The following is a 12358-nucleotide window of genomic DNA, read 5'->3' on the forward strand; positions in this document are numbered from 1 at the left end:
GCACACTTTTGAATTACAAACTAAAACCGAAACAAACTTAAAAAAGGTAAGGCGAAATAACGCCCCAATAACCGGCTGCTGGAATGCAGCGAAGCGGAATGTAGGCTGTCCGGCGCCGCAGGCGCGTAGTTGATTGGTTTGTTATGTGCCGTCATTGGCAAATTTTCCTTTGTTAGCAGTATTTTTTGATGCCGCATCTAACGATATTTGCTTGTGCGTATAGTCCCCTCTAGGGCCTCTATTTTGCAACTCGGTTGATTGAGGCATAGTTTTGTCAGTGGCAAAGAAATATAGAACAGGCCCAACAAACGGAACCACTGTAACCACCGAAATTAAAATTTTAAAAACTAAATAATCTGGCTTACTCCAGAGTCTTAACAGGAGGCAAATCGAAATCACCTCTGACGCTAAGATAAACAGATGTAATTTGGTCATTTAGTCACATAACGCCCGGTTTAGGGGCGGCTGGAGCGTAGCGTAAGCCGTCCCAGCCGCACGTTTTTTGTGCGGCGAACCTACAACCGCTTGTTATGTGCTTTTACGTAAAAATGATTATGCACAGCCAAAAAACCCGAAAATATAAAGACCACCACAACAGGTATTAGCGGCGTAGCTATAACTGAATTCTGGAATACAAAATAGCCCCACAAAAAATAAACTAACGAAGCACTGGCAATGATAGCTACAGGTTTACGGTGTTTTACCTGGTCTTTCCAAAGCCAGCCTAGAAGTAGAAATGGAAATAGATTCCAAAATATCCATAGTGGCACTAATACAGCATAGATGGTCATTAGTATTCCTTTACTACCGAGCTTCCGTGATCACATAACGCCTTGCTCAGTTGCGCGGCGGTTGAAGTAGTTTTTTGTGCAACAATGAGCGTAGCGAATGCACAAAAAAGCGCGTAGACCGCCGCGTCAACTGGAGCAACTTGTTATAAATTATTACGGTACATACTACGATAAATTCCGAGGATGTACCCTAGGGATAGAACCACAAAAACAATTCCGTATACCCTAAATGAAAACCAAAATGAAATCATTGCCATTAGCCCAAACAAAATGGCGCCAGAACTAAGAACCACCTTGGCCGTTTCTTTTTTTGGGGCATCGTACGGAAAGAAACTCCCCGTTTTGTATTTACGCCACAAAACAAAAATAATTAAGGGTAATAACAAAAATTGATTAACCAAAAATCCGATGATCTCGTCCAACATTGTAACGTCTCATTGATTTATAACGCTCCGCTAAGGGGCCGGAGCTGCGTTGATTGTTTTGTGCGAGCGTAGCGGAAAAGCACAAAACGAGCAACGCAGCGGAGGTCCAGCCAGCTTGCTGGCGAGCCTTGAGCGGCTTGTTATGTGACTTTCTACAAGCACCTAAACTTACCCACCAAAGAATGACCAACTATACCGTCATTGCTGTGTGTACGAATAACAATTTCTTCTTCAGATTCTTCTAAGGTGAATTTTCCTGCCTTACACTCAGCCAATATTGCATCAAGAGCGAAGTGATAAAGACCATTCATGTCGAGAAATTTCTTTGAATAAACGTGTATCTGATAATTGCACTCTATTCCATCACAGGCTTTATCAACTTGGTGATACTCTACTTTTACTTGGCTATTGGTCGCACATCCCAAAATAGACGTTGCGATCAGAATTATGAATACAGTTCTCATGATGGTTGTCACATAACGCCCGCCACAATGGCGAGCAACGACTAGTTAGACTTGCACCACTTTCACGGACACTAAGCATTCTTTGTTTGATACGTTTTAGGTGACACATAATTTAAGCTCGAGTGTAGTCGATCCTCGTTGTAAAACTCAACATAATCAACAATTCTAGCCACGCATTCGACCATCGTCCTGAATTTCCAATGATGTGCCAACTCATTTTTTAGTGTCTTAAAAAATGATTCTACGTATGCATTATCTGTTGGCGTGCCGGCGCGACTCATGCTACTGACCATTCCAGCATTCGTAACAATCCGCTGATATGCTTCTGAACAGTATTCAGAACCCTGGTCACTATGGAAGATGCAACCTACCTTTACGCTCTCAGATATTAGCGACATCTTTAATGCGCCGCTAACCAAGTCGGTATCATGATAGCGCGAGAAACCCCAGCCAATAACTTTTCGTGTAAATAGATCCAGAACAGCCGCCATGTACATAGGGCCTTCTCCTGTTTTTAGGTAGGTCATATCCCCAGCCCAATGCTCGCCGAAAGCAATCGCTTTATCTTGTGTCGCCAGTACATTTTCTGCCACCAGGGAGCTGCTACCGCTGGCGCGCCTCTGCCTATATGCATGGTATATCGACTTAATGCCATTAACTTGCATCAAACGATTAATGCGCCTGCGGCTGCACGAATAACCCAAACTCTTTAAATATGGGTGCACACGAACAGCGCCGTAATTACGTTTATGACCGACATGCGTTTCCTTAATTTGGGCAGCCAGAACTTCATCGTACTGAGCGTGATCGCTTGTATCGCGATTCCGCCAGTCATAATAACCGCTTGGTGAAACGTCGAGGTAATCACACATAGCTACAATTTTGTGGCTGTCTCGGTTCTTCTCTATGAACGCGTATCTTTCTTGCGCTGATCCAAGAAGAACCGTTTGGCCTTTTTTAGGATATTTACCTCTTCCTCTTTAGCTGCCAAACGTTTTTCGAGTTCTTTGATGCGTGTTTTAGCCGACTGCAATGCCTGCTGATCTTCTTTGGAGGGTTTAGGTGGTGATTTGACAACCATATACTTATTCTCGGAAAGGCGACCTTCTTTAAATTCTTGTCGCCAACGATACAGCATGACTGGATGAATCCCCAGCGCTTCTGCGACGTCTATCGCCTTAACGTGCTTGCGCTTACTGAGTTTGACTGCATTTATCTTGTAGGCCAAGGTATAGCTGTCGTAGTGACTTTTATTCGTTATTCCCATTGTGAACCCCTTTAGCGGATTAGTAATTTACTGTCCGTTAAAGTGGTGCAGGTCTAAGTTGCGAGTCCAGCCGCGCAGCGGCGTATTGGTGGCGTTTGTTATGGCTTGTACTACCAAGCGACATCATAGAACCCCATAACCTTTTGTGTTTGTTCGTTTACTACAACGATCCAGTCACCGTGAAGTAGAGAATGGCCTTCTACGGTTTGTGCACAAGCTAAGTACACGCGGCATTCACCTTTCACGACTTCAAATACTTTAGATGATGCTGGAACATTCGTTTCGCAGAACTTTGCATGGTCAGGATATCTCTCAATGAGTTGTGCAGTGACATTAGACCAAGCTGATTTTTGTTGCTGAGCTGTGAAATTACAGCTCCTTTCCGCAGATGGCAGCACGCTTTCTTGAGCCGAGCATGATGCAAGAAATATACTTAGTATTAAAACTATTCTCATATTACGCGTGACCATAACGCCCAGCACACGGGCGGCTGAAATGTAGCGCAGCGGAATGTAAGCCGTCCGGCCCGGCGTTTTCTGCCGGGCGCATGTGGTGCTGCTTGTTATAGGCCTTTACTTGATAGTACATACATGCCGACAAAGGGGACCAAATATATTACCAACCACAAGATATAGACTGTAGGCCAATAGTATTGATATCTGACTCGAAAAAACAGTGTACTCGCCCCTGCAACACATGAACTTAGAAAGAATGGCACCAATAGTATTAAGGCATTCCACGCCAATGTTTGGAAACAGCCTACAGGCGGCTCTCCTAAAGACGGACAGATAAACTCTAAAATATAGTTCGCAACAACGCTAAGAGACAAAAGACTTAAGTAAACGGAAGCGAATTTCATGAAGATCTCTATACAGCCCTATAACGCCCGCAACAAACGCGAGCGGAGCGAGTCGAGGCCGATAGGCCGTTTTGGTTGCGATTGTTATGCATTACCCGAACTTCTTGCTAAAAGCCTGTTTGCTAACTTTGCGCTCCATTTGCGTGTTGCACTTTGGGCACAAAACTCGCTTTTTACCCTCAATCTTCCATGTGTAATATGTCTTTTTGATGGACTGCCCACAAACATAGCAAGAATTAGGTGTTGCGAAATATGCCCCAACCAAAAGCAGGACACCTAGAAAGATTGCCAATTCCATGAGCTCAAACTCCTTTTAACTTTTTGCATAACGCCGCAAGCAGGGGCGCGCGTTAGCGCGTCCCGGCCGAAGGCCTTTACTGCCTTGCCTTGTTATGAGTGTTATTTTGCACTATTCAGCCCATACTTGACGCTATTAACATTTTTAAACAAGCACTGATTTTTAGGGACTGGTATTGGGCTTGCTGCCGCCAAAACTGCGGGAATTGCCGAGGGCTTATCACACGTGACCACTTCGTGACCTTTGATATTTCCGCTTTCATCTACTTTGATGCGTACAGTACATTCATCGTTTGATTCTTTGCCCTCAACTTGATCCCACGCCTCTCCCAGTTTTGAGCCGACTGCGCCTAGAACTTTCGTGAACTCTTCAGCATTGCCGCAAAAGACCAAATTTTCAAATTGTTTTACTTCAGTGCCATCAGCAACTATTACCGGCGTCTTATTCTGTGTGGCTGCACAAGATGTAAGAAACACAACTGATAACATTACTCCTAAATATTTCATCGTTTCTCCGATTAGCTCTGGTGTTCCCCACAAAAAGTAGACACTCTACTTATGCAGCTAAGGCTGCGGCTTCTTCAAACTCAACGGGGCAAACGCCATCGTTAGCTGAATGTCTTCTTTTACGATTATAAAATATCTCAATGTAGGCAAATATACCCGAACGTGCAGCCTCGATCGACTGGTAATTTTTGGCGTATATCAACTCAACCTTTAAACGGCTATAAAACGATTCCATCGCAGCGTTATCCCAGCAATTGCCTTTCCGGCTCATGCTACGCGTTATCCCCTCGGACTCAAGGTATCCTACGTACTCATTCGAACGGTATTGGGTACCACGATCAGAGTGCACAATTAAACCAGGGCTTACTTCACGGGCGTCTAAAGCCATTTTCATTGCCTTGGTAATTAAGTCAACAGTCATGTCGTCACTCAAGTGCCAGCCAACGATGCGGCGAGAATATAAATCCATAACAGTGGCTAGATACAACCAACGTTGCTCCACCCAGATGTACGTTATATCCGTAACCCACTTCTGATTAGGCTTCTCTGCATTGAAATCTCGCCACAACAAATTGTCCGCAACATTATTCATCGCTAATGCATGGCCACCGTAGTTAAACGCTTTGCCATTACGCGCTAACATGCCATTTTCCTGCATTATTTTTGCAATATAATTCAATGAACAGCTGTACCCCAAAGCATTTAGCTCTTCAGTAATTCTTGGTGCGCCATAGGCTGCTTCGAACTCTTCAAAAGTAGATTTCACCAGCGATTCCATCTGTGATTTACGTGCATCACGCTGACTAGCAGGACGAGAGAGCCAACGATAATACCCCGCTCGCGAAACGCTTAGCACCTGGCACATCAATGCAACGGGGTACAAGCCAACATGCTCCTTGATCAAGGCGTACTTCACTTGTGGTCGTTCGCAAAGTACGCAGCAGCCTTTTTTAGAAATTCCATCTCCTCTTGAAGGCGCTTGTTTTCACGACGAAGCTTACGCAGCTCTTCGCTTTCGTTCTTAGAGTAATCAACACCGTCAACGGAATTAAACTGCTTATCAGATAGGCGGTTAAACTGGCGTTTCCAGTTAGCTATCTGTTGTGCGCTTACGCCAAGCTCTTTGGCAACCTGTGCTTGTGTTACACCCGGTTGTTCAGATCGTTTTACAGCTTCTTTTCGAAATTCTTCAGTGTAATGTTGGTACTTTTTGCGTGCCATGGGCTCACCTCTATATAGAGTCAATATAACTATACAGGGTGTCTACTGATTGTGGGTAACACGGGCTCATAACGCCGCGGTAAGGGGCAGCTGGAGCAACGCGTAGGCTGTCCCGCGCAGGCCGCGCTTTTAGCGGCCGGAGTGTACTTGACCACCTTGTTATACATTTGGCACCGAGATATTTGGTTTAATTTTAGGCAGAGGAAGCTCTATCTTTTCTTTAGCCTCGACTTGCTCAGTAACCGAAGCAATGCAAGAACGATTTACCGATATATTTTTGGTGATACTAAGCACGCCATCTTCACTTAAATATATGGAGCCATTTTCAACCATACATTGATACAGCACAGTTTTTGCTTTAGCAATGTGAGTCTCGGTAAGTAACTCAGGTGCTTCGACATATTTTTCACCAACCTTTTTAAGTGGTACATATTCAACCATTTCCGTTCCAGGTAGACATGCTAATACTGGAGCAGAGAGAATAAATATGATTGTGGCAATTAGTCTATTCATTTGTATAACGCCGGTGGCAAGGGCGAGCGTTAGCGAGTCCAGCAGCGATAGCTGCGAGCTTGGCCGCCCTTGTTAAAGTTGCGATCTGCCGCGCCAACAACAGGGTACGTTGTGAAGCGCAAGCGAAACCGTAACCACTAATTTTACCCGCAAGAATGCCACACTTGATGACCTTACGGAACTCTCTAGCGGTAGGGAAATATGACTTACTAGAAGCGGCACTTTCCTTGATACCGATAGACTTGCTTACCGCACTCTCTTTTTGAGTGGCACAATACTTAACGAAAATTCGCAGAGCACATTAACGCCGGTGGCAAGGGCGAGGCGCGATTAGCGCCGAGTCCAGCAGCGATAGCTGCGAGCTTGGCCACCCTTGTTAAAGTTGCGATCTGCCGCGCCACCTACAAAGTAAGTTGTGGAGCGCAAGCGAAACCGTAACCACTAATTTTACCCGCAAGAATGCCACACTTGAAGGCGTTACGGAACTAGCTAGCGATACTGGAAAGGTGACTTACTTGGGGCGGCACTTTCCTTGATACCGATAGACTTGAATACAGCACTTAATTTTTTAAACGGTACGAACTCGACAACAAAATCGCAGAGCACATTAACGCCTTTGTAACGGGCGTTTTTTGTGTAGTGTAGTTTTGGGGTACAGTGGCGAAGCCACCCCAAAACGGAGCGAAGCAAAAAACGTCCTGTTGACAAACTTGTTAAGCATTTTTTCCGAGTAACTTTTCAACAAGACTTCTCTTTCCTTTGCAAGCTTTTAACGCGTCTATACCCACTTTCCGGTGCAGTTTTGGAATATCTCTTTTGAGGTACTCCTCCACTGATTTAATAGCGTGTTTAGTGGGTGACTTCCAAAGGGCGTGCACCACATAAAATGCGGTGTCTTTTCGATTACTCGTTAGCCCTTTACATACCTCACCTACGTGATTTGGCAATATAGCTTCCAACAATTCCGAAAAGCCATTCTGAACTCTCCAAATATCGTCCTGACCATCGCCATCCCAATCTTCAACTTTTTCTTTGTCAGCTGAAAGCTGATCCAAGCGGAGCAAAACTTCACGAACCTCTTCTTCACCGCAACTGGGAGCTATGTGTACAGGAAATTTCCCATAGACTTTATCAAGAAGAGATTTCCCTTCACAAGCTTCGTCGATTAATTTTTGTAGTTTGCTCATTGGATGCTTAACGCCGGTGGCAAGGGCGAGGCGCGATTAGCGCCGAGTCCAGCAGCGATAGCTGCGACTTGGCCACCCTTGTTAAAGTTGCGATCTGCCGCGCTAACAACAGAGTACGTTGTGGAGCGCAAGCGAAACCGTAACCACTAATTTTACCCGCAAGAATGCCACACTTGATGACCTTACGGAACTCTCTAGCGGTAGGGAAATATGACTTACTAAAAGCGGCACTTTCCTTGATACCGATAGACTTGCTTACTGCACTCTCTTTCTGAGTAGCACAGTACTTAACGAAAATTCGCAGAGCACATTAACGCCGGTGGCAAGGGCGAGGCGCGATTAGCGCCGAGTCCAGCAGCGATAGCTGCGCTCTTGGCCACCCTTGTTAATGTAGTGAACTGCCGCACGACCTACAAAGCACGATGTGCAGCGTAGCGGAACCACAGCCCAGTAAATTTACCCGCAAGAATGCCACACTTGATGACCTTACGGAACTATCTAGCGATACTGGAAAGGTGACTTACTTGGAGCGGCACTTTCCTTGATACCGATAGACTTGCTTACTGCACTCTCTTTCTGAGTGGCAAAATACTTAACGAAAATTCGCAGAGCACATTAACGCCGGTGGCAAGGGCGAGGCGCGATTAGCGCCGAGTCCAGCAGCGATAGCTGCGACTTGGCCGCCATTGTTAAATTAATTAAACACATAGCTTTCATGAGGTTTTACTGACATTAATAGTGTAATAATGCCGGAATATATCAATATTTTTGCAACGAAAACCAACGACGTTATATAGGGCATTAAAGAGAACGTTAAGCCTCCGCCTTTTACCAATGAAGTAAAAATAGGCAATACCTGTGGAATTAAAATTACCACCGCACCAATAACGAGCAAATTGAGGCCTGGCATTGACACTGGTAGTCGTCTGTATAAATTGGATTTCTTAATAAATATCGACGCTAGCACAAAAGGAATAATAAGTCCTAAAGCCAAACCTATAGCATAGCTCAGCGATGGTGGATATTGCTTGATAGCCGACCCCAAAGGTCCCAAAAGAAAAAGCTTATTAATATAACCTGTTGGCACTACTAGCGTAAGAAACATCGTAATTCCAAATTTTAGTCTTAACACTTAACTCTCCTTGTAATTTAACGCCGCCATAAAACGCGCGACGATAGGAGCGTCGTAGGCCGCGAATTTTGCGGCCGACTTTTAATGGCCTTGTTAGGAGTGTTCACTAATTAAACGACTCTATTTGACGGATTAATGAATCCACCGGCATATCGAACCCTGTAATTTTCTTGCCCGATAGATTAACACCTACCATTCGACGCTTATCTTTTAGAATAGGCACAAGAATTGATAAGAATGAATCCCAGGAAAGTTTTCTTGGCTTGAAGCCATCTAGCAGCTCCGGATTGTACTTAATAATTCTCTGAACTCTAGTTTCAGACGACCATAATGGAAATGAAACTTTTCCGTCTTTAACGTCAAACTCTAGAGCATTGCCATCCCGGCTCTCTGCGAACCAGACTTCTCTTTTCGCCGAAACTTCTTCGTAGAATTTGTTGGCTTGTGCTCCTGCACTACTCATCCGTACTCCTAACGCCCGCAACAAACGCGAGCGGAGCGAGTCGAGGGCGATAGCCCGTTTTGATTGCGTTTGTTAAGAGTTTGCATTAAACACCACCACTTTTTAATGCCAACAACCTGATTACCAAATTCTCGCCGATTTGCGCGTATTGTTGCTCACTTAAATCTAGCTCTTTCAAAGATTCTAAGTCGTAATCATGGTGCGTGAACAGAAGCTCTTTTATCCATGAAATTCTATCACCGGAATTAGACGCCACATCATCAAAGATAAGCCTCACCGTATTCTTATCGGTCAACTCTAGATAAGAGACTACGCCTTTCATCTGAACTCCTTTTGACTCTTAACAGTTTTATTCTGCAGCGGCCGCTTACTTTCACATTTCCATTAATTAGAAATGGATTTTCTTAAGCCACTGATAAATTTGGAATTATTTCACGACAAGCACCGGCGTACCAACACATCCATGTAAAAAATGCTAATCACTGGCAGCATATATTTCATAGAATTGCTTTTACTTGTCACCGTATCTTATTGATTTTCCGTATTTTTATCACATTTCAGACATGTTTGGCCAGAAAGAAGTTAAGCCTATGCTGCTGAAAAGGGCCCGATATCGTAGATTTTTAATCCTGCGCATACTACTGTATATAAATACAGATCAAGTTGATTAGTTAGGAGCATTGGCATGGACGCAATGGATGACATTCCCGTTTATATACCTGAGAAGCCCATTAAATTTGTCGATCAACTCAGACAATTTATTCGCTATCATAACCTTGCTTACACAACTGAAAAAACATATGTTCAATGGGCGATACGTTTTATTCGCTTCCACAAGAAGAAGCACCCGATGGAGATGGCCAACATAGAAATTGAGGCTTTTCTAAGTCACTTAGCAGTTACAAATGGCTGCTCTATTAATACTCAAAAAATCGCGCTGAATGCAATTTTATTTATGTTTAATAAATTTTTGCAAAAAAATATTGTAAATCTTGATTTTTCTTTTGCTAAACCAACTGTCCATATTCCCGTTGTTTTATCGCAACGAGAAGCTAAATCGTTAATCGACGGTGCGAAAGAACCCTTCAAATTAATGTTTAATATTATGTATGGGTCAGGCCTCCGAATAGCTGAAGTTTTGAACCTGCGTATTCTAGATATAGATTTTGACAACCAGATTCTTATCGTTCGGCAAGGAAAAGGACGAAAAGATAGAGCCTGCATCTTACCTCAGGCCTGTTGCGAACAAATTCAAACACAAATCGATAAGGTTACCAAGCTGCACAGTTACGATACGGCCAATGGCCACGGCAGAGTGTATATGCCCAATGCGCTTAACAAGAAATTCCCTAAGGCTGCGGCAGAAACAAAATGGCAATTTATTTTTCCTTCCAACCGTGTGGGCCCTTGCCCTCGCACAGGAGAGATACGTAGGCATCACTTACACCAAACAGCAGTAAGTAAGCATTTAAGAGGGCTAGTAAGGCAGCTCGCGATTCCAAAATATATTACTTGTCATACATTTAGGCACAGTTTTGCAACACGGTTACTTGAGCGCGGTTATGATTTGAGAACAATTCAGGAACAACTTGGCCACGCAGATGTGAAGACCACTGAAATTTATACCCATGTGGTAAAACGTGGCAAATCCGGGGTAGTGAGCCCCATAGATTAAACAGGAGTGCACACTTCTGGAAATCAATAGCTCAGTTCATTTCGGTGCGGCTTGCGGCTTGCGGCTTGCGGCTTGCGGCTTGCGGCTTGCGGCTTGCGGCTTGCGGCTTGCGGCTACAATATTATTCTTTTTCCTGTGCTTGGATTTTTTTGACAATAGCGGTTGTCGAAACATTTTCAAAAAAACTCAGCACTTGCACACTGCCGCCGTAGGCTTTAACAATTTCATGGCCGACTACTTGTGCTTCGGTGTAATCACCACCTTTAACAAGTACGTCAGGCTTTATTATGTTCAACAGCCGTTCGGGCGTGTCGTCATTGTAAAAGATAACCCAATCGACGGCTTCTAAGCCTGCTAACACGGCCATGCGCCTATCAACCGGATTAATCGGTCGACCGGGGCCTTTTAAACGCGATACAGATTCATCGGAATTAATGGCAACAATGAGCCTGTCGCCTAGCGCTCGAGTATCTTCTAAGTAGCCCACATGGCCGGCGTGAATGATGTCAAAACAACCGTTGGTAAAGACAATTTTTTCGCCGTGCGCACGCGCCTCTTCTACCGCCATCAGCAATTGCTCTTCGGTCAGTACGCCGCGCTCGCTGCCCTGCTCTGTTTTTACGGCGCGACGTAATTCTGGCGCACTAATAGTTGCTGTACCCAACTTACCAACCACAATACCGGCGGCTAGATTTGCCAAGGCGACGGATTGCGGCAGCGCCTCACCCGCAGCGAGACTCGCCGCTAACACCGAGATTACGGTATCGCCTGCACCGGTTACGTCAAACACTTCGCGCGCTCGTGCGGGCAAATGCAACTCTGGTTGCCCTTCACGCAGCAGCGTCATACCGTGCTCGCCTCTCGTCACGAGCAATGCTTGTAGCGATAGCGACTTCAATAGTGCAAGGCCTTTATCGACTAACTCTTGCTCTGTTTTACACTCGCCAACGACAGTTTCAAACTCGTGCAAATTTGGCGTCATTAACGTTGCATTTTTATAGCGATAAAAATCTGCGCCTTTTGGATCAACCAAAACGGGCACATTGTGGGCATTAGCAATGGCTATCAAGGTTTGCACATTTTGCAAACTACCTTTGGCATAGTCAGACAGAATAACTGCCCCCATATGCGGCACTATTTTTTCTGCTTTATTGGCAAACTCACTGCTGTCTTCCAGCGCGAAAGATTTTTCAAAATCCATGCGCAGCAGTTGTTGATGCCGACTGATAATGCGTAATTTTGTAATAGTTGGCTTATTGCTAACCACTTGAAAGTCTGTGTGGATATGCGCGGCGTTAAGGCGTGTTTCCAACGCCTTGCCGGCCTCGTCATCGCCAATAATACCGATTAGTGACGCGCCAGCGCCGAGTGCCGCTATATTGAGGGCAACGTTGCCGGCACCACCCGGCCGGTCTTCAACTTGCTCAACTTTTACAACGGGCACAGGCGCTTCAGGCGAAATACGGTTGGTGCCACCATGCCAATAGCGATCCAGCATGACATCGCCGATAACCAGCACTTGGGATTGATTAAAATGTGGCATGGTGAGCAGCATAA

The 12358-nt window shown here is 44.9% G+C and carries 15 protein-coding genes; 1 reads left to right on the plus strand and 14 read right to left on the minus strand.

Annotation, left to right across the window (positions count from 1 at the left end; translation table 11 throughout):
• Positions 1-141 precede the first annotated feature (141 nt).
• From ACGHTT_RS18485 to ACGHTT_RS18545, 13 genes are all read right to left on the minus strand, one after another.
• Complete coding sequence (locus ACGHTT_RS18485) at positions 142-435, minus strand: hypothetical protein (RefSeq protein ID WP_390592477.1); 294 nt, start codon at positions 433-435, stop codon at positions 142-144.
• Positions 436-515: 80 nt separating this feature from the next.
• The gene (locus ACGHTT_RS18490; protein WP_390592478.1) at positions 516-791 is read right to left on the minus strand and encodes a hypothetical protein; all 276 of its coding nucleotides are present in this window, start codon (positions 789-791) and stop codon (positions 516-518) included.
• Positions 792-1368: 577 nt separating this feature from the next.
• The gene (locus ACGHTT_RS18495) at positions 1369-1692 is read right to left on the minus strand and encodes a hypothetical protein (protein ID WP_390592479.1); all 324 of its coding nucleotides are present in this window, start codon (positions 1690-1692) and stop codon (positions 1369-1371) included.
• A 59-nt stretch (positions 1693-1751) separates the two neighbouring features.
• Positions 1752-2588 (minus strand): IS3 family transposase, encoded by an 837-nt coding sequence (locus ACGHTT_RS18500; RefSeq protein ID WP_390594989.1) that lies wholly within the window; start codon positions 2586-2588, stop codon positions 1752-1754.
• Positions 2585-2947, minus strand: coding sequence for a transposase (locus ACGHTT_RS18505; RefSeq protein WP_390590745.1), 363 nt, complete (start codon positions 2945-2947; stop codon positions 2585-2587). Before ACGHTT_RS18505 ends, ACGHTT_RS18500 begins: the two co-directional genes overlap by 4 nt.
• A 1258-nt stretch (positions 2948-4205) precedes the next feature.
• A complete protein-coding gene (locus tag ACGHTT_RS18510; RefSeq protein WP_390592480.1) occupies positions 4206-4610 on the minus strand; it encodes a hypothetical protein in 405 nt (134 codons plus the stop codon).
• 49 nt (positions 4611-4659) lie between these two features.
• The gene (locus ACGHTT_RS18515) at positions 4660-5526 is read right to left on the minus strand and encodes an IS3 family transposase (protein ID WP_390592481.1); all 867 of its coding nucleotides are present in this window, start codon (positions 5524-5526) and stop codon (positions 4660-4662) included.
• On the minus strand, positions 5523-5831 hold the full coding sequence (locus ACGHTT_RS18520) for a transposase (RefSeq protein WP_390592483.1): 309 nt from the start codon (positions 5829-5831) through the stop codon (positions 5523-5525). Before ACGHTT_RS18520 ends, ACGHTT_RS18515 begins: the two co-directional genes overlap by 4 nt.
• Positions 5832-5990: 159 nt before the next feature.
• Positions 5991-6344, minus strand: a complete 354-nt coding sequence (locus tag ACGHTT_RS18525) for a hypothetical protein (protein WP_390592484.1) — start codon at positions 6342-6344, stop codon at positions 5991-5993.
• Between the two features lie 713 nt (positions 6345-7057).
• Positions 7058-7531: a hypothetical protein gene (locus tag ACGHTT_RS18530; RefSeq protein ID WP_390592485.1), complete on the minus strand. Its 474-nt coding sequence runs from the start codon at positions 7529-7531 to the stop codon at positions 7058-7060.
• 694 nt (positions 7532-8225) lie between these two features.
• Positions 8226-8663, minus strand: coding sequence for a hypothetical protein (locus ACGHTT_RS18535; RefSeq protein WP_390592486.1), 438 nt, complete (start codon positions 8661-8663; stop codon positions 8226-8228).
• A 106-nt stretch (positions 8664-8769) separates the two neighbouring features.
• Positions 8770-9126, minus strand: a complete 357-nt coding sequence (locus ACGHTT_RS18540) for a DUF2750 domain-containing protein (protein WP_390592487.1) — start codon at positions 9124-9126, stop codon at positions 8770-8772.
• An 85-nt stretch (positions 9127-9211) separates the two neighbouring features.
• On the minus strand, positions 9212-9448 hold the full coding sequence (locus ACGHTT_RS18545) for a hypothetical protein (RefSeq protein ID WP_390592488.1): 237 nt from the start codon (positions 9446-9448) through the stop codon (positions 9212-9214).
• Between the two features lie 363 nt (positions 9449-9811).
• Here ACGHTT_RS18545 and ACGHTT_RS18550 point away from each other — a divergent pair, with 363 nt between their 5' ends.
• Entirely contained in the window at positions 9812-10801 is a 990-nt protein-coding gene (locus ACGHTT_RS18550) for an integron integrase (RefSeq protein WP_390592489.1), read from the plus strand.
• Between the two features lie 121 nt (positions 10802-10922).
• Here the strand turns inward: ACGHTT_RS18550 and hldE are convergent, their stop codons facing one another.
• Positions 10923-12356 (minus strand): bifunctional D-glycero-beta-D-manno-heptose-7-phosphate kinase/D-glycero-beta-D-manno-heptose 1-phosphate adenylyltransferase HldE, encoded by a 1434-nt coding sequence (gene hldE / locus ACGHTT_RS18555; protein ID WP_390592490.1) that lies wholly within the window; start codon positions 12354-12356, stop codon positions 10923-10925.
• Positions 12357-12358: the final 2 nt, after the last annotated feature.

This window comes from Simiduia litorea (assembly GCF_042853465.1).
GTDB lineage: Bacteria > Pseudomonadota > Gammaproteobacteria > Pseudomonadales > Cellvibrionaceae > Simiduia > Simiduia litorea.

Bases quoted from the DNA above. Each gene is read 5' to 3' on its own strand.
- ACGHTT_RS18485 (WP_390592477.1), bottom strand. From the start codon at position 435: ATGACCAAATTACATCTGTTTATCTTAGCGTCAGAGGTGATTTCGATT.
- ACGHTT_RS18490 (WP_390592478.1), bottom strand. From the start codon at position 791: ATGACCATCTATGCTGTATTAGTGCCACTATGGATATTTTGGAATCTA.
- ACGHTT_RS18505 (WP_390590745.1), bottom strand. From the start codon at position 2,947: ATGGGAATAACGAATAAAAGTCACTACGACAGCTATACCTTGGCCTAC.
- ACGHTT_RS18510 (WP_390592480.1), bottom strand. From the start codon at position 4,610: ATGAAATATTTAGGAGTAATGTTATCAGTTGTGTTTCTTACATCTTGT.
- ACGHTT_RS18520 (WP_390592483.1), bottom strand. From the start codon at position 5,831: ATGGCACGCAAAAAGTACCAACATTACACTGAAGAATTTCGAAAAGAA.
- ACGHTT_RS18525 (WP_390592484.1), bottom strand. From the start codon at position 6,344: ATGAATAGACTAATTGCCACAATCATATTTATTCTCTCTGCTCCAGTA.
- ACGHTT_RS18530 (WP_390592485.1), bottom strand. From the start codon at position 7,531: ATGAGCAAACTACAAAAATTAATCGACGAAGCTTGTGAAGGGAAATCT.
- ACGHTT_RS18540 (WP_390592487.1), bottom strand. From the start codon at position 9,126: ATGAGTAGTGCAGGAGCACAAGCCAACAAATTCTACGAAGAAGTTTCG.
- ACGHTT_RS18545 (WP_390592488.1), bottom strand. From the start codon at position 9,448: ATGAAAGGCGTAGTCTCTTATCTAGAGTTGACCGATAAGAATACGGTG.
- ACGHTT_RS18550 (WP_390592489.1), top strand. From the start codon at position 9,812: ATGGACGCAATGGATGACATTCCCGTTTATATACCTGAGAAGCCCATT.
- hldE (WP_390592490.1), bottom strand. From the start codon at position 12,356: ATGCTGCTCACCATGCCACATTTTAATCAATCCCAAGTGCTGGTTATC.